Genomic DNA, 19,394 nt, shown 5'->3' on the forward strand with positions numbered 1-19,394 from the left:
GACCTTGTCCGCCGTTCGCGGGCATGGCCCGCTCCTACAGGGTGCATGACGTTTCATTCCTACGTAGGAGCGGACTCCGTCCGCGATCGACTCACCGCCACTCCGATCGAACCGGGAGCCGGGCGAAACCATCGCGGACGGAGTCCGCTCCTACGTCTCATGGGGAATCGGGTGCACAACGTTCGACGTTGTGCACCCTCCGGATTACCGCCGCGAAGCCTTCCAGCGACGGATCACCAGCTTCTCCAGTTCCACCGCGAAGAACACCGCGATACCGATACCCAGCGAAATCAGCCAGCCGCTGAAGGGCAGGGCGACGGTGTGGAAGGCGGTCTGCATGAAGGGCACGTAGATCACGAAGCACTGCAGCAGGATCAGGGCCAGGGTCACGGTGAGCAGCGCGCCGTTGCGCAGCAGCGCCGTGTTCAGCGAGAACTCCTCCTGCAGGCGGCAGTTGAACAGGTAGGCCCACTGCGCCGTGACCAGGGTGTGCAGGATCATGGTGCGGATGTGGTCGGTATCCTGGCCGTTGCTGACCATCCAGGCTTCCAGCAGGAAGGCCGCAGCGGTCAGCAGGCCGCCCACGTAGAGCACCCGCCAGACCGCGAAGCCGTTGAGGATCGACTCCTTCGCGTTGCGCGGCGGCCGGCGCATCATTCCCGGCTCGCCAGGCTCGAAGGCCAGGGCGAAGGACAGGGTGGTGGAGGTCGCCATGTTCATCCAGAGGATCTGCAGCGGCGCCAGCGGGATCACCGCGCCGGCGAGGATCGCCATGACGATCAGCAGGCCCTGGGCCATGTTGGTCGGCAGGATGAACAGCACGGTCTTCTTCAGGTTGTCGTAGACCCGGCGGCCTTCGCGCACGGCGCCGGCGATGGTGGAGAAGTTGTCGTCGGTGAGCACCATGTCGGCGGCTTCCTTGGTCACCTCGGTGCCCTTGATGCCCATGGCGATGCCGACGTCGGCCTGTTTCAGCGCCGGGGCGTCGTTGACCCCGTCGCCGGTCATGCCGACCACTTCCTCGTTGGCCTGCAGCGCGCGCACCAGGCGCAGCTTGTGCTCGGGGCTGGTGCGGGCGAACACCGAGTACTGCATGGCGAGGGCCTTCAGTTGCGAGTCATCGGCCTGCTCCAGCTCCTGGCCGGTCATGGCTCGCAGGTCGTTGCCCATGCCGAGCATGCCGGCGATGGCCACGGCGGTATCCGGGTGGTCGCCGGTGATCATCTTCACCTGGATGCCGGCGCGCTTGCACAGCGCGATGGCCTCGATGGCCTCTGGGCGCGGCGGGTCGAGCAGGCCGGCGACGCCGAGGAAGATCATGCCGTCCCGCACGTCCTCGTGGTCGATCACGCCGTCATCGGGCTGCACTGGCTTGTACGCGGCGGCGAGCATGCGCAGGCCTTGCCCGGCGATGAAGCTCATCTCGCGCTCCCAGTACTCGCGGTCCAGCGGCTCCACGCCGTTGGCGCCGAGCTGTTGTTGGCACATGCGCAGCAGCACGTCGGGTGCGCCCTTGAGGTAGACCAGGCTCTGCCCGGCAACGTCGCAGCGCCGCGCCATGTACTTGTAGGCGGAGTCGAAGGGAATCTTGCCGAATTTCTGGAACTCTATTTCCGGCAGGTTCGCCTTGCGCGCCAGGACCTTCAGCGCGCCCTCGGTGGGGCCGCCGACCACGCCCCAGCGTCCTTCCTCGTTGAGTTGCAGGCTGCTGTCGTTGCAGATGTCCACCGCGCGGATGAAGTCGGCCAGCGCGGCGTGTTGCGACCAGTCCAGCTCATCGCTGGTGCTGCCGAAGGTGATGCGGCCCTTGGGCTCGTAGCTCTGGCCCTCCACCGCGTAGCGACCGTTGGCGAGCAGCACGCTCTTCACGGTCATCTCGTTCATGGTCAGGGTGCCGGTCTTGTCCGAGCAGATCACGCTCATGGCGCCCAGGGTTTCCACGGTGGGCAGCTTGCGGATGATCGCCTTGTTCTGTGCCATGCGCTGCACGCCCAGCGACAGAATGATCGAGACGATCGCCGGCAGGCCCTCGGGCACCGAGGCCACCGCCAGGCTGATCAGCGACAGCAGCAGTTCGCCGAAGGGGTAGTCGTGCCAGAAGAAGCCGATGACGAACAGCACCACCATCATGCCGATGATGAGCTGGAAGATACGCTTGCCCAGTTCGGCGATCTGCCGCAGCAACGGGGTTTCGCCCTCGTCGACGTTGGCGATCAGCTTGTTGATGCGCCCAAGCTCGGTGGCCGGCCCGGTCTCGATCACCACGCCGCGGGCGTTGCCGGCGCTGACGTTGGTGCCGGAGAAGCCGAGGTTGGTGCGGTCGGCCAGCAGCGCTTCCTTGTCCAGCGCGTCGGCGTGCTTGCCCACGGTGAGGGATTCACCCGTGAGCATGGATTCCTCGACCTGCAGGTGGTGCACGTCGAACAGGCGCACGTCGGCGGGAATCTTGTCGCCGGGGCGCAGGATGACGATGTCGCCGGGCACCAGCTGGGCGGCGTCCATCTCGATCTTCTTGCCGTTGCGCACCACATGGGCGGTGCTGCTGAGCATGCCGCGCAGGGCGGCGAGGGACTTCTCCGCCTTGTTCTCCTGGAAGAAGCCGATGCCCGCGTTGATCACTGCCACCAGCAGGATGACGAGAGTGTCGGTCCAGTGGCCCATCAGCGCGGTGGCCACGGCGGCAGCCAGAAGGATGTAGATCAGCACGTCGTTGAAGTGCCGGGCGAAGCGCAGCCAGAGGGGGTCGACCTCCTTGGCCGGCAAGGCATTGGGGCCGACGCGCAGCAGCCGCGCCTCGGCTTCGTCGGGGGAAAGGCCTTGCGCGCTGGTCTGCAGGTCGGCCAGGGTCTGGTCGACGCTCTTGCGGTACCAGTCGGTGCCTTTGGATTCGGTGTTTCGCGGTTTGCCGTCGGTGGTTTGCGGTGCAGTCATGCGCTGACTCCCGGCTCCTGCCTGTTGGGAAAGTGGGACTGCCCCCAGACTAGACCGCGGGAATTACACCGGAACTGTCATACCTCAAAGTTCTTCGATTCCTAGCTGAACGCTTCCTGAACGGCGTAGGAATTGCTCGGAAACCTGTAGGAGCGGGCCATGCCCGCGATCGCGGACAAGGTCCGCGCATCAACCCGGCGAAGAATCCGCCGCCATTTCCTCCGTCCCACCCACCCGACTGGCCTGCCGCCAGCGGTTCGGTGTGCAGCCCACCAGCTTGCGGAAGCTGCGGCAGAAGTGTGACTGGTCGGCGAAGCCGCATTCCTGGCCGACCTGGGAGATCGGCGCATCGCCGCTGGCCAGCAACTCGCGGGCGCGGTCGATGCGCAGGCGCAGCGCCCATTCCCGTGGCGCAAGTCCGGTGGCCTGCTTGAAGGCACGGGAAAAATGGCTGCGTGACATGCCGCATTGCTCGGCGACATCGGCGATGTACAGGCGGCTGAGCAGGCTGCCGGCGAGAATGTCCTTGGCCTTGCGCTCCTGCCAGGGGGCGAGGGCGAGGCGTTCACCCGTGTCCGCCCCGTCGTTGCAGGGCTCGGGCACCCGGTAGTGTTCCAGCAGATGCTGGCAAAGGCGCTGGCTGGCTTGCTGTACGCCGTCGCCCTGGTTTTCCAGCTCCTCCATGAGCTGCCGGACGAGGCGGTGGGTCTGGGGGGCGAGCATGGTCGCTACCTGGTGGGCAGGTGCGGGCATGGCGTCTCTCTTCTCGTTCTAATGGCGGCCGAATGCCGCTCCGGAATGTAAAAAATTCAAGGTAAATCAAGGTGATCCGTTGCTCAATCGGATTAAGCCAAACGGTACGCGAATGAGCACACACGTCCAAGAAAAAAGCCCAGTTTCATGATCGACTGGCGCGACCCTTGTCTTGTGCAAAGATGCCGACTCCCACAGCCCCGAGCGACCAGCCATGAACCGAAACGACCTGCGCCGCCTGGACATGAACCTGCTGGTGATCTTCGAATCCCTGATGCTGGAGCGGAACCTCACCCGCGTCGGCGAGAAGCTGTTCATCACCCAGTCCACCGTCAGCGCCGCCCTGGCGCGCCTGCGCGACCTGTTCGACGACCCGCTGCTGGTGCGCGCCGGCCGCGCCATGGAACCCACCAGCCGGGCGCTGCACATCTTCGAGGAGCTGCGCCCGGCGATGGACGTGATCTCCGCCGCGGTCAGCCGCGCCAAGACCTTCGAACCCGAGAGCAGCTGCAATATCTTCCGTCTGGGCCTGTCCGACGACGCCGAGTTCGGCCTGTTCCCCGCGCTGCTGGCACGCCTGCAGCAGGAAGCGCCGAACATCACCGTGGTGGTGCGCCGCGCCAATTTCCTGCTGATGCCGGCGCTGCTGTCTTCTGGCGAAATCACCGCCGGCGTCAGCTACACCACCGACCTGCCGGCCAACGCCAAGCGCCGCAAGCTGCGCGATATCGGCGTGAAGGTGCTGCGTGGCGATGATCGCCCCGGCCCGCTGACTCTCGACGAATACTGCGCACGGCCGCACGTGATGGTGTCCTTCTCCGGCGACCTGAACGGCGCCATCGACCTGGACCTGGAGCGCATCGACCGCCGCCGTCGCGTGGTGCTGGCCGTGCCGCAGTTCGGCAGCCTGCGCGCGCTGCTGCGCAACACCGAGATGATCGCCACCGTTCCCGACTACGCCGCCTGCGCGTTGGTGGAAGACAGCTGCCTGCGCGCCGAGGACCCGCCGCTGGAGATCAAGCCCGCGGAGCTCTCGCTGGTCTGGAGCGCCGCCCACGACAACGACCCGGCCGAGCGCTGGCTGCGCGAGCGGATGGTCGAGTACATGAGCGCGCCGGTGCCCTGAGGCCCGAGTTTCGGCCTTTGTAGGATGGGTGGAGCCTGAGCGATACCCATGCTGCTGGTGCATGGGATTGATGGATATCGCTGCGCTCCACGCCATCCTACGGTGTGTTTCTCCTGAAGACTTACCAGGCGCCCTTGTAGCTCGCAGGGCGGATATCCTGGAACAGGCTATCCGCCGGCTCAGCTGCGGCGGACAACGCTGGCGCGTTGTGCGCCCTGCGAACTGAGCAGAGCACCCTTGCAGGTGCGGGCCAGGCCCGCGATCGCGGACAAAGTCCGCGTCCAGCGGAGTGCGTCAGTGCCGGGCATATCCCGCTCCTGCAATGGCTGCTCGCTACGGCGCGACGGCGCTGAACGCCCGGGCGATGGCGTCGATCACCGCCCGTACCCGCGCGGTATGGCGCACGTCCTTGTGGGTCACCAGCCACACGTCGTAGGGCTGGGGCGGGCGCTCCGGCCACAGGCGGACCAGTCCGTCCGCCTCGCCCATCGGCAGCGGCAATTCCCCGACGCCAAGGCCGGCGGCCAGGGCGCGGCGGACCATGAAGCCGGAAGTGCAGGTCATGGCGATGCGTCCGAGGATGATCGGCTCGCAGGCGAGAAATACTTCCTTGCCCGCGTCGATGTACGGCTGATAGACCACCAGGTCGTGCCCGGCGAAGGCGCTCCCCGGTTCGGGAGCCCCGCGTTGCTCGACATACTGCGCGGAGGCGAACAGCCCGCTGCCCCAGCGTGCCAGGCGTCGTACGATCAGGTCAGGGTTTTCCGGCTGGTGGGTGCGCACGGCGATGTCGGCTTCGCGCTTGCTCAGGTTGAGCATCTGCGTGGAGGTCTGCAGTTGCACTTCGATGCCCGGTTCCTCGCGGTGCAGGGCGGCGACCGCGGGGATGATGAAATCGGCGGCGAAGGAGTCGGTGGTGGTGACCCGCACCTCGCCGCTCATGCGGTCGTCCATGCCGAGGATCCGCCGTTGCAGCTCGGCAGCGGACGACTCCATGGCCTGCGCTGCCGCCAGGGCGATCTCGCCGGCGGCGGTCAGGCTGTAGCCGGCCGAGGTGCGCAGGAACAGCGTCGCCTCCAGCGAACGTTCCAGCGACGCCAGGCGCCGGCCCACGGTCGCCTGGTCCACCGCGAGCACGCGGGCGGCGCCGCGCAGGGTCTGTTCGCGGCACAGGGCGAGGAACACCCGCGCGTCGTCCCAGTTCATCATGGCGAAATCCTCGTGATGCAAAAATGCGGTGCTGAGATGAAAACTCGCTGCATTATTTCATCTTCGCGCGACTTTATGATCCCCTCATCACCACTCAACGGCGCCGCCCTGACGGCGCGATAGGGGTTGTCATGAATACCGATGCTTCCCGCCTCGCCAGCCGAGGCTCCCTCTGGTTGCCGATCTGGGCGGGCCTCTGCGCCAGCCTGGTCGGCATCGGCCTGGCGCGTTTCGCCTACACGCCGCTGATCCCGGCGCTGATCGAGGCGCACTGGTTCTCGGCTTCCGCCGTGGTTTATCTGGGCGCCGCCAATCTCGCTGGCTACCTCGTCGGGGCGCTGGCCGGGCGCCCGCTGGCGGCGCGCTGGTCGAGCACGGCGGTACTGCGCGGCATGATGCTGCTGGTGACGCTGTCGTTCTTCGCCTGCGCCTGGCCGCTGAACCAGGCGTGGTTCTTCTTCTGGCGGCTGGTCTCGGGGATTTCCGGCGGGGTGATCATGGTGCTGGCCGCCAGCACCATCCTCCCGCACGTGGCCGCCAATCGGCGTGGGCTGGCGAGTGGGGCGATCTTCCTCGGCATCGGCCTGGGCATCGCCGCCTCTGGCACCCTGGTGCCGCTGTTGCTGGCGCTGGGGCTGGTGCAGACCTGGCTCGGCCTCGGTTTGTTGGCCCTGGTGCTCAGCCTGAGCAGCTGGTTCGGCTGGCCACAGGAGCAGGCTCATCCCCAGACGCACAGCGTTGAGGGCGTGCGCGCCTCCGCGGGCATCTACGTGTTGTTCGCCCAGTACGCGCTGATGGCCGCGGCACTCGTGGCGCCGATGATGTTCCTGGTGGACTACGTGGCCCGGGGCCTCGGCGCCGGTACCCACGGCGGCGCGATGATCTGGACGCTGTATGGTGTCGGCGCCATCGTCGGGCCGGTGGTCTACGGCTTCCTCGCCGACCATCTCGGTGCGCGGGCGGCGATCCGCCTGGTGCTGGTGGCGCAATGCATTGCCCTCGGCCTGCTGCTGGAAACCGGCGACCTGCGCCTGCTGGGCGTGGCGAGCGTGGTGATCGGTTCGTTCCCGCCGGGCATCGTGCCGCTCGCGCTGGCGCGGGTGCATCAGCTGGTGCCCGGTCACGCCGCGCAGAACGCCACCTGGAGCCGCGCGACGGTGTCCTTCGCCAGCTTCCAGGCCATCGCCGGCTACGCCTACTCGGCGCTGTTCAGTGCAAGCCACGGCCATTACGCGCTGCTCTTCGCGGTGGCAGCGGGCGCCATCGTGCTGGCCCTGCTGATGGAAACAGCGCTGCTGTTCAAGGCGGCGCCGGAAGCCGGCGCCCCGGCCAGCGTCTGACTCAGAACACACCCTTGAGCGGGTACTCGACGATCACGTAGATGCGGTCGATATCCGCGCCACCCTGGGCGTCGTTGGCGCGGTGCGAGACCTGCGCGAAGCTCAGCGCCAGGTCCTTGGCCGGGCCGGACTGGACCACGTAGCGCAGGTCGAGATCGCGCTCCCAGTGGCGCCCGCCGTCGCCATAGGCGGGCTGGCAGGCGCCGCCCTCCATGGGGTTGTAGGCGCCGCCGCACGGGGCGTGAGTGCCGTCGATGCCGCTGCCGCGCACGTAGCGCGTGGAAAAGGTCAGGCCGGCGAGACCGGCGCTGGCGCCGTCCCACTGGTAGCGCGCCTGCCAGGAGTGTTCGCCGGGGCCGTTGAAGTCGGCGTACTTGATCGAATTGGCGAGGTAGATGGAGTCGCCGCCGACGAAGTCGAAGGGCGTATCGCCATCGATCTTCTGGTAGGCGAGGCTCAGAGCATGGCTGCCCAGGGCGACCTTGCCCTGCAGGCTCCAGGCCAGGGTGTCGATCTCGCCGGCGCGGGCGCTGCCGGTATCGCCGGTCTTGTACAGGTTGGCGTCCACCGACCAGCGACCGAAGTGGCCGTTGAGGTTGGCGTAGGCCTGGCGCCAGACGTCGTCCAGCTGGCTGGCGTAGAGCGCGCCGCCCCAGTTGGTGTCGGGCGCGCTCCAGGTGGCGCCAGCCAGGCTCAGGCCGCCGAAGCGGGTGCTGGCGCCGTAGCCTTCGAACTCGCCGTGGCTGGAGCTGGAGTCCTGATTCTTGAAGGCAGTGAAGCGCCCGGCCTGCAGGCGCAGGTTGGGCAGGCTGCGGTCGTCGAGGAACCAGCCGGTGGCGTACTCGGGTTGCAGGCGCTTGTCACCGGTGTCGAACACCGGGGTCTCCACTTCCATCTCGCCCCAGGCGAGGGAAGTCTTTTCATGCACCAGGCGCAGCGCGGCGCCTGCGTCGGAATACTCGCTCTCGCTGCGGCCGTGGCTGTCCAGTGGTAACAGGCCGGTGCCGGCGTGGCCGTGCCCGCCGTCGAGCTTCAGGCCGAGGAAGGCATGGGCATCGACGCCCAGGCCGACGGTGCCGGGTGTGACGTCGCTGCTGAACTTGCCGATGAAACCCTGCGCCCATTCTCGGCGCAGGCTCTGGCCGTTGGGACCGGGGCTGCGGTAGTCGTTGTCGAGAAAATAGTTGCGTGACAACAGCGACCAGTCGGCGGCGTGGGCCTGGACGCAGGCAAGCGCCAGTGCGCAGGGGAGCAGGAGGTTTTTCACGGTCTGGGCTCCGTCCGAAGTTCACCCAGGCGGGGCAGGGCGAGGCGATAGCTGCCAGGGCCGGCCATCGCCAGGCCGGCGAAGAGGATCAGCATCCACCAGGCGAACTGGCCTTCTTCCAGCGACCATTGAGGGTGTACGAACAGCAGTGCCACCAGCAGCACGGCGATTACCGGCAGGCAGGCGAGGCGGGCGAACACGCCGAGGATCAGCAGGATCGGGCAGAGCACTTCGGCGAACACCGCCAGTGCCAGGGTCGGCGTGGCGCCGAGGCCGAAGGGGTCTTCGATGTGCTGCAGCTCGTTCTGCCAGTGCAGCAGCTTGGGCAGCCCGTGTACCTGGAGCAGCAGGAGGGCGGCGGCTACGCGCATGAACAGCAGCGCCAGGGCGCCGGAACGGTCTTGGGTCGGCATGGTGGGTATCCCGGAAATGAAAAAGGGGCGGCAATGCCGCCCCTTTCTGCTGCTCAGGCTCAGTGGCCTTCGCTGGCGTTGAACATGGTCTTGGCGTAGATCAGGCCGAGGCCGTAGGCGCCGCCGTGCTCGATGGAGGTCTTCACGGTCGCGTCGTAGGTTTCGCCGCGGGCCCAGTCGCGTTGCAGTTCCAGCAGGTATTGCAGGGAGGTCATGGGGCGCGCGCCCAGCTGGATCATTCGTTGCAGGGCCATCTCGTGGGCTTCGGTGGACACGTCGCCACAGGCGTCGGCGATCACGTAGACCTCGAAGCCCTGGTCGATGGCCGACAGGGCCGGGCCGACGATGCACACGGAAGTCCAGAGGCCGGCCAGGACGATCTTCTGCTTGCCGAACTTGTTTACCTCCACGGCGATGCGCGGGTCTTCCCAGGTGTTCATGCTGGTGCGGTCGATGACGTTGTGTTCGGGGAAGACCGACTTGATCTCGTCGAAGATCGGGCCGGAGAAACTTTTTTCGGCAACGGTGGTGAGGATGGTGGAAACGCCGAATTCCCTGGCCGCCTTGGACACCAGCGCCGCGTTGTTGCGCAGGGTCACCGCGTCGATGGACTTGGTCGCGAAGGACATCTGCGACTGGTGGTCGATCATGATCAGGGTGTGGTCGGTGGGGTTGAGCAGGGTCTTGCCGGGAACGGCTTTGGCGATGGCGGTCATGGTCGGATTTCCTGGTGGATTGCGTGGGGTGGGAAGTGGGCGTCTGGAGTGTTTTTTCGGCCTGCAGGACTTGGCTGCAAACCGTGGACACATCTTTGCCGAACACTGCGAGGCGCGGAACAGACAGCCTTGCAGGGTGGTTTTGCAGTTCTGCAAGGGTGTCCGGGGCGCTTCGATGGGCAGACTATGGTTTCGCCGCCACGGCATTTATTGGACCTGTGTGCTCGGCCCGCGCGGCGCAGAATGATGCAAACGTGCGATTCGCCGGCGCGGCAAATGGGTACAGTGGTTTTTTCCTATACCGGGGCACGCGAGACCGCCAAGCCCCGTTTGCGTGCGAGTAGAAGAATGAAAACAGTGGCCATGGTGCTGTACGACGATGTGCTGGCGCTGGATGTGACGGGGCCGATGGAGGTGTTCTCCATGGCCAACCGCTACCTGCCGCCGGAGCGGCATTACCGTTTGCTCACGGTGGCGGCGAAGCCCGAGGGCGTGCGCGCCTCCAGCGGCCTGAAGATGAGCGCCGACCTGCCGCTGGAAGCGCTGCTCGCCGGCGTGGACCTGCTGCTGGTGCCCGGCGGGCCCGGTGCCTACAACGGCAACAACGAGGCGCTCAACGCCTGGTTGCCGGCGGCGGCGCGCGCGGCGAAACGCTACGGCGCGGTGTGCACCGGCGCCTTCCTGCTCGGCGCCGCCGGGCTGCTCGACGGCTACCGCTGCACCACCCACTGGAACTACCTGGACCGCCTGGCACAGCTGTATCCCCGCGCCGAGGTGCAGGCCGAGCGCATCTACGTGATCGACCGCAACCTGATCACCTCCGGCGGCGTTACCGCCGGCATCGACATGGCGTTGGCGGTGGTCGCCGAGGACCACGGCAAGGACGTTGCCCTGGAAGTCGCCAAGGTGCTGCTGGTGGTGCTCAAGCGCCAGGGCGGGCAGACGCCGTTCGGCCCGCTGCTGGTCTCGGTGGTGCGCGATGGCTCGGTGATCGCCCGCGCCCAGGCCCACGTGGTGGACCACATCGACGAGCCGCTGACGGTGAATCGCCTGGCCGAGCTGGTGGCCATGAGCCCGCGCAACTTCGCCCGCGCCTTCCAGCGCGAGACGAGCATGACGCCCATGCAGTACGTGCAGAGCGCGCGCATCGACCACGCGCGCAAGCTGCTGGAAAGCAGCGACCTGCCGCTCAAGCAGGTGGCCAGCCGCAGCGGCTTCGGCAGCCCCCGGCACATGCGTACGGTTTTCGGCGAGCGGATCGGCATGACGCCGAGTCAGTACCGCGAGCAATTCGGCTTCGCCTGATGGCAGTGCGCCGCATTTTCGGCCGGTTGACCGTCCGGCGCACCCAAGTTGGCCGAATCCTTCCCCCCGTGGGAATTGCGCTGTCACACGAGGGCGGGAAAATACCCTGACCAATAATCAGGGGCGCGTCACCTCGGTACTGGCCAGATCGCCTGGAGGACCCGTTGTAGAGCGATCCGTCAGATCCGCAGATGTGAGCAGGACATGAGCGCAAGCACGGAAAACCGCACCGAGACCATCCTGCAGTTCGGTCGCTTCCAGTTCCACCCCTACAAGCGCCAGTTGCTGCAGGGGGATCGTCCGGTGCGCATCGGCAGCCGGGCGCTGGACATTCTCCAGGTGCTGATCCGCCAACCCGGCGAGATCATCGGCAAGGACACCATCATCGCCCAGGTCTGGGGCGATACTGTGGTCGAAGAGATCAACCTGCGCGTGCATATCGCCGCCCTGCGGCGTGCCCTTGGCGAAGGCCGCACAGGTGAGCGCTACATAGCCAACGTGCCGTTGCGCGGCTACGGCTTCGTCGGTGTGGTGGAAAGCGTGGTCGCTCCGGCGCAGGCAGTAGCGCTGCCGTGCGAAGTGCGCGCCAGCAACCTGCCGGTCCTGCTGATGGGGCTGGTCGGCCGCCAGGCGCTGCTCGAACGGGTGGTGAAGCAGATGCCCGCCACGCGCCTGATGACCCTGGTCGGTCCCGGCGGCATGGGCAAGACCTCCCTGGCGATCCACGCCGCCGAGCAGCTCGGCAGGCATTTCAGAGAGGTGCGCTTTCTCGACCTGTCCGCCGACCCGGACGGTGTCTCCCTCAGCCAGAGTCTCGCCGTTCTCCTGCGCGAGCCGGCCTATGAACCGACCCTTCTGTTGCTGGACAACTGCGAGCACCTGGCCGACCGCTGCGCCGAGGCGGTGGAGCACCTGCTGCGCCTGCACCCGGCACTGAGCATCCTCGCCACCAGTCGTGAGCCGCTGCGCGCGGAAGGGGAGCGCGTGGTGCGCCTGCCGCCGCTGGAGGTGCCCGCGCAGGACGATGCGCCGCTGGCGCTGGCCATGTGCAGTTCAGCGGTGCAGTTGTTCGTGATGCGCGCGCGGGAGGTCTGCGACCGCTTTGAACTCAAGGCCGGCCAGGTGCGCGCAATCATCGATATCTGTCGGCGCCTGGACGGTATTCCCCTGGCCATCGAAATGGCTGCGCGGCAGGTGGGCATCCTTGGCCTCGCCGGGCTGCCGGCGCTGCTGGACACCCCCATGCAACTGCTGATGCCCGGCCGCCGCACCGCGCCGGCGCGGCAGCAGAGCCTGCGGGCGACCTACGACTGGAGCTACGGGCTGCTGGACGTTGCCGAGCAGCGCTGTCTGCGGCTGTTGGCGCAGCTGGGCGAAGACTTCACCCTGGACTCTGCCGTGGCCTCGCTCGACGGTAATCACCTGTGCCGCGAGTGCACCTTCGCCGCGGTGCGGCAGCTGGCTGACAAGTCGCTGCTGTGGGTGGAGCAGGGCGAGAGCGAGGTGCGCTACCGCGTACCCCATACCGCGCGTGCTTACCTGCGCCAGGTGACCTTGCCCGAGCCGGTCATCACTGCCGCCTGAATCGCTTTCTGCTGCAGGGCGTAGGGCGGATAACGCGCCAGCGTTATCCGCCGGGGCACCGATCCAGCACATGCGTCCAATAGGACGACCGTTGCCGCCGCCATAGTGACCGGACCTCAATCATGAGTCCGGAACACCCATGAGCGCCGAAACCATCGATCTGAACAGCGTGGTGACGCTGGTGGTCCACCACAAGGTGCGTTGCGAAGCCCTGCCCAGCTACGAGGCCTGGCTGCGCCGCACGGTGTCGGCCGCGCGCCGGCAGCCGGGGCATCTGGGCGTCAACGTGATCCGCCCGGACGGCGAGGGCGCGATGTACACCACCGTGGTGCGTTTCGCCGCCGCCGCGCAGCTGCAGGCCTGGATCGACTCCGCCGAGCGCGCCGAGCTGATCGACGAGGTTTCGCCGCTGCTGGAAGAAGGCGACCACCCGCTGATCCACAACGACGCCGAGTTCTGGTTCACCCCCGAACACGGCAACGTGCGCCAGCCACCGAAATGGAAGCAGGCGCTGCTCACCTACCTGGTGATCAGCCCGTTGACCATGGTCATCCCGCCACTCTGGGGACCTGCGTTCGAGCGCTTCCCGGTACTGGCCGGGGTGGTGCCGAGCAACCTGCTGGTGACCCTGTGCATCGTCCTTCCGGTGGTCTACCTGATCATGCCCTGGGTGACCCGTCGCTGCGCTGGCTGGCTCAACGCCGATTGATCCTTTCCCTTGACGTCCCCTCCCGCGGCGCCCGCGTGGCGCCCGTACCCACATCGTCCTGCATGGCAGGCAGAGGAGTTTCCATGAGCACTTTCGTTACCCGCGACGGCACCGAGATCTATTACAAGGACTGGGGCAGCGGCAAACCCGTGCTGTTCAGCCACGGCTGGCCGCTGGACGGCGACATGTGGGAATACCAGATGCAGTACCTGAGCAGCCGCGGCTACCGCACCATCGCCTTCGACCGCCGCGGTTTCGGTCGTTCCAGCCAGCCGTGGAACGGCTACGACTACGACACCTTCGCCGATGACATCGCCGGCCTGATCGAGCATTTGGACCTGCGCGACGTCACCCTGGTCGGTTTCTCCATGGGCGGTGGCGACGTCAGCCGCTACATCGGCCGCCACGGCACCTCCCGCGTCGCCGGGCTGGTGCTGCTGGGCGCCGTCACGCCGATCTTCGGTCAATCCGCCGACTTCCCGCAGGGTGTGGACACTGCCGTGTTCGACGGCATCAAGGCCGGCCTGCTGCAGGACCGTGCGCAGTTCATCGCCGACTTCGCCGCGCCGTTCTACGGCACCAACCACGGCCAGAAAGTCTCCGACGGCGTGCTCACCCAGACCCTCAACATCGCCCTGCTGGCGTCGCTCAAGGGCACCGTGGACTGCGTCAGCGCCTTCTCGGAAACCGACTTCCGCGCCGACCTGGCCAAGGTCGACGTGCCGACCCTGGTGATCCACGGTGACGACGACCAGATCGTGCCGTTCGAGACCACCGGCAAGCTGGCCGCCGAGCAGGTCAAGGGCGCCGAACTGAAGGTCTACGCCGGCGCTCCCCATGGCTTCGCCGTCACTCACACGCAGCAACTCAACGAAGACCTGCTGGCCTTCCTGCAACGCTGAGGGGCATGAGCATGAGCAACGCAGAGCGCAACGCAGACCTGATCCTGTTCAACGGCAAGCTGCACACCGTCGACCCGGAACGCCCCCACGCCACCGCCGTGGCCATCGCCGACGGCAAGTTCCTGGTCGTCGGCACCGACGCTCAGGCGATGGCCTACCGCGACGCCGCGACCCAGCTGGTCGACCTCAATCGCCGCACCGTCATCCCTGGCCTCAACGACTCGCACCTGCACCTGATCCGTGGTGGCCTGAACTACAACCTCGAACTGCGCTGGGAGGGCGTGCCGTCGCTCTCCGACGCGCTGGAAATGCTGCGCCTGCAGGCCCAGCGCACGCCCTCGCCGCAGTGGGTGCGGGTGGTCGGTGGCTGGAACGAATTCCAGTTCGCCGAGCGTCGCCTGCCGACCATCGAGGAGCTGAACAAGGCGGCGCCGGATACCCCGGTGTTCGTCCTGCACCTGTACGACCGCGCGCTGCTGAATCGCGCCGCGCTGCGAGTCGTCGGCTACACCAAGGACACGCCGAACCCGCCCGGCGGCGAGATCGTCCGCGACAGCAACGGCGAACCCACCGGCATGCTGATCGCCCGCCCCAACGCGATGATTCTCTACGCGACCCTGGCCAAGGGCCCGAAGCTGCCGCTGGAGTACCAGGTCAACTCGACCCGCCAGTTCATGCGCGAGCTGAACCGCCTCGGCCTGACCAGCGTGATCGACGCCGGCGGTGGTTTCCAGAATTACCCGGACGACTACCAGGTGATCCAGCAGCTGGCCGACGCCGACCAGCTCACCGTGCGCATTGCCTACAACCTGTTCACCCAGAAGCCCAAGGAAGAACTGGCGGACTTCAAGAACTGGACCTCCAGCGTGACCTACGGCCAGGGCACCGACTTCCTGCGCCACAACGGCGCCGGCGAGATGCTGGTGTTCTCGGCCGCCGACTTCGAGGACTTCCTCGAACCGCGTCCCGACCTGCCCGGCACCATGGAAGCCGAACTGGAGCCGGTAGTGCGCCACCTCGTCGAGCAGCGCTGGCCGTTCCGCCTGCACGCGACCTATGACGAGTCCATCTCGCGCATGCTCGACGTGTTCGAGAAGGTCAACCTGGATATCCCGTTCAACGGCCTGCCGTGGTTCTTCGACCACGCCGAGACCATCACGCCGAAGAACATCGAGCGGGTGAGGGCGCTGGGCGGCGGTATCGCCATCCAGGACCGCATGGCGTTCCAGGGCGAGTACTTCGTCGACCGCTACGGCAAGCAGGCCGCCGAGGCCACGCCGCCGATCAAGCGCATGCTGGCCGAAGGCGTGCCGGTCGGCGCCGGCACCGACGCCACCCGCGTGTCCAGCTACAACCCGTGGACCTCGCTGTACTGGATGGTCAGTGGCAAGACCGTGGGCGGCCTCAGCCTGTACCCGGAGGGCCTGACCCGCGAGGTGGCGATCCAGCTGTTCACCCACGGCAGTGCCTGGTTCTCCAGCGAGCAGGGCAAGAAGGGCATGCTCAAGGCCGGCCAGCTGGCGGACCTGGCGGTGCTCTCGGAGGACTTCTTCAGCGTCGAGGAAGAGGCGATCAAGACCATCGAGTCGGTGCTCACCGTGGTGGGCGGCAAGATCGTCCACGGCGACCGCGAATTCGACAAGCTGGCCCCGCCGAGCATCCCGGTGGTGCCGGAATGGTCCCCGGTGGCCATGGTTCCCGGCCACTGGCGCCCGCAGGCGCCGCTGCAGCAGGCCGTGCACCAGTGCATCGGCTCCTGCGGTGTACACGGCCACAGCCACGAGCGAGCGCGCACCAGGGATGTCCCGGTGAGTGACTTCGCCGGGTTCTGGGGCGCCTTCGGCTGTTCGTGCTTCGCGTTCTGATGTTGACCTGAGCGCAGGAGCGGGCTTTGTCAGCGATCCCTTTTCGGGTTCGCGGGCGTGGCCCGCTCCTGAAAAAGCGAGGGCGCCGACGCCAGGACTGCAGGAGCGGGCCATGCCCGCGACCCTCCCCGCGCCAATCCTGCCGGCACACCCCTCTGTAACACGGCTTTTCGCCATCCCCGCATCGATAGCCTTTTACCGCTCGAGCCGATCAATAACTGCAATAGCAGCCCGTCCCGTTTGATCTATCTTCTGATGGGTTGTGCGTATACGAAGCGCCACGCCAGGCGCTCACAAGGAGCCTGCAATGAGTGAAGAAAAGAAAGGTAGCTGCCCCTTCCACCAGACCGCCGGTGGTGGCACATCGAACCGTGACTGGTGGCCGAACCAACTGCGGCTGGACCTGCTGCACCAGCATTCTTCCAAGTCCAACCCCATGGGTGAGGACTTCAACTACGCCGAGGCCTTCAAGACCCTCGACCTGGAAGCGGTCAAGGCCGACCTGCGCGCCGTGATGACCGACTCCCAGGACTGGTGGCCGGCCGACTTCGGCCACTACGGCCCGCTGTTCATCCGCATGGCCTGGCACGCCGCCGGCACCTACCGCATCGGCGATGGCCGTGGCGGCGCCGGGCGTGGCCAGCAGCGCTTCGCCCCGCTCAACAGTTGGCCGGACAACGTCAGCCTGGACAAGGCCCGCCGGCTGATCTGGCCGATCAAGCAGAAGTACGGCGCCAAGCTGTCCTGGGCCGACCTGATCGTCCTCACCGGCAACGTCGCCCTGGAGTCCATGGGCTTCAAGACCTTCGGCTTCGCCGGCGGCCGCGAGGACGTCTGGGAACCGGACATGGACGTGTACTGGGGCGAGGAGACCACCTGGCTGGGCGGCGACAAGCGCTACACCGGCGAGCGTGACCTGGAGAACCCCCTGGCTGCCGTGCAGATGGGCCTGATCTACGTGAACCCCGAAGGCCCCAACGGCAACCCCGACCCGGTGGCTGCTGCCCGCGACATCCGCGAGACCTTCGCGCGCATGGCCATGGACGACGAGGAAACCGTCGCCCTGATCGCCGGCGGCCACACCTTCGGTAAGACCCACGGCGCAGGTCCGGCGGATAACGTCGGCGCCGACCCGGAAGCCGGCGGCCTGGAAAGCCAGGGCCTGGGCTGGGTCAGCACCTTCGGCACCGGCTCCGGTGGCGATGCCATCACCAGCGGCCTGGAAGTCACCTGGACGTCCACGCCAACGCGCTGGAGCAACAACTTCTTCTGGAACCTGTTCGGCTACGAATGGGAGCTGACCAAGAGCCCGGCCGGCGCCCACCAGTGGCAGCCGAAGAACGGTGCGGGTGCCGGCAGCATTCCCGATGCCCACGACAAGTCCAAGCGCCGCGCGCCGTCGATGCTCACCACCGACATCTCGCTGCGTGTCGACCCGATCTACGAGAAGATTTCCCGTCGCTTCTATGAAGATCCCGACGCGTTCGCCGACGCCTTTGCCCGCGCCTGGTTCAAGCTGACCCACCGCGACATGGGCCCGCTGGCTCGCTACCTGGGGCCGGAAGTGCCAAAAGAGGAACTGATCTGGCAGGACCCGATCCCTGCGGTCAACCACCCGCTGGTGGACGAGCAGGACATCGCATCGCTCAAGGCCAAGGTGCTGGCCTCGGGCCTGTCGGTTTCCGAGCTGGTCTCCACCGCCTGGGCCTCGGCCTCGACCTTCCGTGGCTCCGACAAGCGAGGCGGCGCCAACGGCGCACGCATCCGCCTAGCGCCGCAGAAGGACTGGCCGGTGAACCAGCCCGAGCAGTTGGCCAGGGTGCTCGGCGTGCTGGAGGAAATCCAGGCCGAGTTCAACGCATCCGCCGCGGGCGGCAAGAAGATCTCCCTGGCCGACCTGATCGTCCTGGCCGGCGATGCCGGCGTGGAAGAGGCCGCGCGCAAGGGTGGCCACCAGGTCAGCGTGCCGTTCGCGCCGGGCCGCATGGACGCCAGCCAGGAGCAGACCGACGTGCACTCGGTGGGCATGCTGGAGCCGGTGGCCGACGCCTTCCGCAACTTCCAGAAGGCGAAGTTCGCCGTGCCGGCCGAAGCGCTGCTGATCGACAAGGCGCAGCTGCTGACCCTGACCGGACCGGAAGTCACCGCGCTGATCGGCGGCCTGCGGGTGCTGGGCGCCAACACCGGCGGCTCGCAGAACGGCGTGTTCACCGCGCGCCCCGGAACCCTCAGCAACGACTTCTTCGTCAACCTGCTGGACATGGGGACCGTGTGGAAACCGACCTCGGCGGACAACACCGAGTTCGAAGGCCGCGACCGCAAGACCGGCGAAGCCCGGTGGACCGGCAGCCGCATCGACCTGCTACTGGGTTCAAACTCTCAGCTGCGGGCGCTGTCGGAGGTCTATGGTTGCTCGGACGGCGAACGCAAGTTCGTCCATGACTTCGTCAAGGCCTGGACCAAGGTGATGAACCTCGACCGCTTCGACCTGCCGCGCTGATCGGGTAGACGCAAGCAAAGGGCCCGCGGGCGAGCGATCGTCCGCGGGCTTTTTCATTGAGTTTCGGGTCTGGTCGCAGGTAGCGAGCCTGGAGATTGGAGCATTCTGCTCCAGATTTCGTCTTCTGCTTTGGTCGCGATTGCAGTGGATTTGTAGTTCGAGGCATCAGTGACGAAGAAGTAGCGCTTGAGCACCACTCGATAAGGAGAGGGATCGGCAGGGAATTCGAGGCTGGAGGCGACATAGGCCTGCAGTCCTTGCTGTGATACGGCCAGGGCGAAGGCGGGGTAGCTGGATTCGGCCAATACGCCGAGCACGACTCCGGAGCGTGGCTCGTAGGCATAGTAAGCCTGCACCTCACCCTGGACGTGGCGTAGCAGCGCTTCGCGGGGGAAATTCGGCTTCGGAAACGCCACATCATAGGGATTGAGTGCCTGACGTGCCAGGTGCATTGGCTCTGGTTCCCGGTACGGCACTGGTGGTGGCCTGTGGTCGGGTTGCGGTACCGACAGCTGTAGCGGAGTGGACAGATGAGCCAAGTCGGCAGCGTGATCATCAATGAGCCGGTGGGGGCCACCGTTGGGCTCACTGCTGACACTGCATCCTGCAAGTGCGCAAGCGAGCGCGCAGATGTTCCCTGTTTTGGTCGTTAGCATGAGGCTCGTCGTGGCAGTTTGATGGCGAGCGCTTTTATAAAGTAGTTCGCCTACGCTGCCAAACGGTCACGGTAAAACGGACGGAATTACGCCAGGCGACCAGAGTCCTACGCTCGTG

General features: G+C 66.6%; 15 protein-coding genes. 8 read left to right on the forward strand and 7 right to left on the reverse strand.

Annotation, left to right across the window (positions count from 1 at the left end):
• Positions 1 to 204: 204 nt before the first annotated feature.
• Together IB256_RS07970 and IB256_RS07975 are read right to left on the reverse strand one after the other, a co-directional pair.
• Positions 205 to 2,931 (reverse strand): cation-transporting P-type ATPase, encoded by a 2,727-nt coding sequence (locus IB256_RS07970; RefSeq protein ID WP_192402024.1) that lies wholly within the window; start codon positions 2,929 to 2,931, stop codon positions 205 to 207.
• Positions 2,932 to 3,120: 189 nt separating this feature from the next.
• Entirely contained in the window at positions 3,121 to 3,684 is a 564-nt protein-coding gene (locus IB256_RS07975) for an AraC family transcriptional regulator (RefSeq protein WP_192295796.1), read from the reverse strand.
• Between the two features lie 214 nt (positions 3,685 to 3,898).
• Here IB256_RS07975 and IB256_RS07980 point away from each other — a divergent pair, with 214 nt between their 5' ends.
• Entirely contained in the window at positions 3,899 to 4,810 is a 912-nt protein-coding gene (locus tag IB256_RS07980; RefSeq protein WP_192295795.1) for a LysR family transcriptional regulator, read from the forward strand.
• A gap of 333 nt (positions 4,811 to 5,143) precedes the next feature.
• On the opposite strand, the gene IB256_RS07985 is transcribed toward IB256_RS07980, so the two are convergent.
• Positions 5,144 to 6,016: a LysR family transcriptional regulator gene (locus tag IB256_RS07985; protein ID WP_192402426.1), complete on the reverse strand. Its 873-nt coding sequence runs from the start codon at positions 6,014 to 6,016 to the stop codon at positions 5,144 to 5,146.
• Positions 6,017 to 6,150: 134 nt separating this feature from the next.
• Here IB256_RS07985 and IB256_RS07990 point away from each other — a divergent pair, with 134 nt between their 5' ends.
• Entirely contained in the window at positions 6,151 to 7,359 is a 1,209-nt protein-coding gene (locus IB256_RS07990; protein WP_192295794.1) for a YbfB/YjiJ family MFS transporter, read from the forward strand.
• A gap of 1 nt (position 7,360) precedes the next feature.
• Here the strand turns inward: IB256_RS07990 and IB256_RS07995 are convergent, their stop codons facing one another.
• From IB256_RS07995 to IB256_RS08005, 3 genes are read right to left on the reverse strand one after another with little or no spacing between them, the layout of a single operon-like run.
• Positions 7,361 to 8,626, reverse strand: a complete 1,266-nt coding sequence (locus IB256_RS07995) for an OprD family porin (RefSeq protein ID WP_192295793.1) — start codon at positions 8,624 to 8,626, stop codon at positions 7,361 to 7,363.
• The gene (locus tag IB256_RS08000; RefSeq protein WP_081520540.1) at positions 8,623 to 9,039 is read right to left on the reverse strand and encodes a DoxX family protein; all 417 of its coding nucleotides are present in this window, start codon (positions 9,037 to 9,039) and stop codon (positions 8,623 to 8,625) included. The genes IB256_RS07995 and IB256_RS08000 overlap by 4 nt, the downstream gene beginning before the upstream one ends.
• 59 nt (positions 9,040 to 9,098) lie before the next feature.
• A complete protein-coding gene (locus IB256_RS08005) occupies positions 9,099 to 9,755 on the reverse strand; it encodes a hydrolase (RefSeq protein ID WP_151187302.1) in 657 nt (218 codons plus the stop codon).
• Positions 9,756 to 10,103: 348 nt separating this feature from the next.
• Between IB256_RS08005 and IB256_RS08010 the strand changes: the two genes are divergently transcribed.
• The 6 genes from IB256_RS08010 to katG all read left to right on the forward strand — a co-directional run bounded on the left by IB256_RS08010 (position 10,104) and on the right by katG (position 18,620).
• Positions 10,104 to 11,060: a GlxA family transcriptional regulator gene (locus IB256_RS08010; RefSeq protein ID WP_167523198.1), complete on the forward strand. Its 957-nt coding sequence runs from the start codon at positions 10,104 to 10,106 to the stop codon at positions 11,058 to 11,060.
• Positions 11,061 to 11,264: 204 nt separating this feature from the next.
• Positions 11,265 to 12,644 carry an ATP-binding protein gene (locus IB256_RS08015; RefSeq protein WP_192402026.1) on the forward strand — a complete coding sequence of 460 codons (1,380 nt, stop codon included), beginning with the start codon at positions 11,265 to 11,267 and terminating at the stop codon, positions 12,642 to 12,644.
• Positions 12,645 to 12,783: 139 nt separating this feature from the next.
• Positions 12,784 to 13,353 carry an antibiotic biosynthesis monooxygenase gene (locus IB256_RS08020; protein ID WP_138216777.1) on the forward strand — a complete coding sequence of 190 codons (570 nt, stop codon included), beginning with the start codon at positions 12,784 to 12,786 and terminating at the stop codon, positions 13,351 to 13,353.
• 83 nt (positions 13,354 to 13,436) lie between these two features.
• Entirely contained in the window at positions 13,437 to 14,255 is an 819-nt protein-coding gene (locus IB256_RS08025; RefSeq protein ID WP_192295791.1) for an alpha/beta fold hydrolase, read from the forward strand.
• Positions 14,256 to 14,266: 11 nt separating this feature from the next.
• The gene (locus IB256_RS08030; protein WP_192402027.1) at positions 14,267 to 16,120 is read left to right on the forward strand and encodes an amidohydrolase; all 1,854 of its coding nucleotides are present in this window, start codon (positions 14,267 to 14,269) and stop codon (positions 16,118 to 16,120) included.
• A gap of 307 nt (positions 16,121 to 16,427) precedes the next feature.
• The gene (gene katG, locus IB256_RS08035; protein WP_192295789.1) at positions 16,428 to 18,620 is read left to right on the forward strand and encodes a catalase/peroxidase HPI; all 2,193 of its coding nucleotides are present in this window, start codon (positions 16,428 to 16,430) and stop codon (positions 18,618 to 18,620) included.
• Positions 18,621 to 18,673: 53 nt separating this feature from the next.
• Here katG and IB256_RS08040 read toward each other — a convergent pair whose 3' ends face one another.
• The gene (locus IB256_RS08040; protein ID WP_192402029.1) at positions 18,674 to 19,072 is read right to left on the reverse strand and encodes a hypothetical protein; all 399 of its coding nucleotides are present in this window, start codon (positions 19,070 to 19,072) and stop codon (positions 18,674 to 18,676) included.
• Positions 19,073 to 19,394 lie beyond the last annotated feature (322 nt).

This window comes from Pseudomonas sp. PDM17, from assembly GCF_014851985.1.
GTDB lineage: Bacteria > Pseudomonadota > Gammaproteobacteria > Pseudomonadales > Pseudomonadaceae > Pseudomonas.

Excerpts from the sequence above, each read along its gene's own strand:
- IB256_RS07970 (WP_192402024.1), bottom strand. The coding sequence starts at position 2,931 with ATGACTGCACCGCAAACCACCGACGGCAAACCGCGAAACACCGAATCC.
- IB256_RS07975 (WP_192295796.1), bottom strand. The coding sequence starts at position 3,684 with ATGCCCGCACCTGCCCACCAGGTAGCGACCATGCTCGCCCCCCAGACC.
- IB256_RS07980 (WP_192295795.1), top strand. The coding sequence starts at position 3,899 with ATGAACCGAAACGACCTGCGCCGCCTGGACATGAACCTGCTGGTGATC.
- IB256_RS07985 (WP_192402426.1), bottom strand. The coding sequence starts at position 6,016 with ATGAACTGGGACGACGCGCGGGTGTTCCTCGCCCTGTGCCGCGAACAG.
- IB256_RS07990 (WP_192295794.1), top strand. The coding sequence starts at position 6,151 with ATGAATACCGATGCTTCCCGCCTCGCCAGCCGAGGCTCCCTCTGGTTG.
- IB256_RS08000 (WP_081520540.1), bottom strand. The coding sequence starts at position 9,039 with ATGCCGACCCAAGACCGTTCCGGCGCCCTGGCGCTGCTGTTCATGCGC.
- IB256_RS08005 (WP_151187302.1), bottom strand. The coding sequence starts at position 9,755 with ATGACCGCCATCGCCAAAGCCGTTCCCGGCAAGACCCTGCTCAACCCC.
- IB256_RS08010 (WP_167523198.1), top strand. The coding sequence starts at position 10,104 with ATGAAAACAGTGGCCATGGTGCTGTACGACGATGTGCTGGCGCTGGAT.
- IB256_RS08015 (WP_192402026.1), top strand. The coding sequence starts at position 11,265 with ATGAGCGCAAGCACGGAAAACCGCACCGAGACCATCCTGCAGTTCGGT.
- IB256_RS08020 (WP_138216777.1), top strand. The coding sequence starts at position 12,784 with ATGAGCGCCGAAACCATCGATCTGAACAGCGTGGTGACGCTGGTGGTC.
- IB256_RS08025 (WP_192295791.1), top strand. The coding sequence starts at position 13,437 with ATGAGCACTTTCGTTACCCGCGACGGCACCGAGATCTATTACAAGGAC.
- IB256_RS08030 (WP_192402027.1), top strand. The coding sequence starts at position 14,267 with ATGAGCAACGCAGAGCGCAACGCAGACCTGATCCTGTTCAACGGCAAG.
- katG (WP_192295789.1), top strand. The coding sequence starts at position 16,428 with ATGAGTGAAGAAAAGAAAGGTAGCTGCCCCTTCCACCAGACCGCCGGT.
- IB256_RS08040 (WP_192402029.1), bottom strand. The coding sequence starts at position 19,072 with ATGCACCTGGCACGTCAGGCACTCAATCCCTATGATGTGGCGTTTCCG.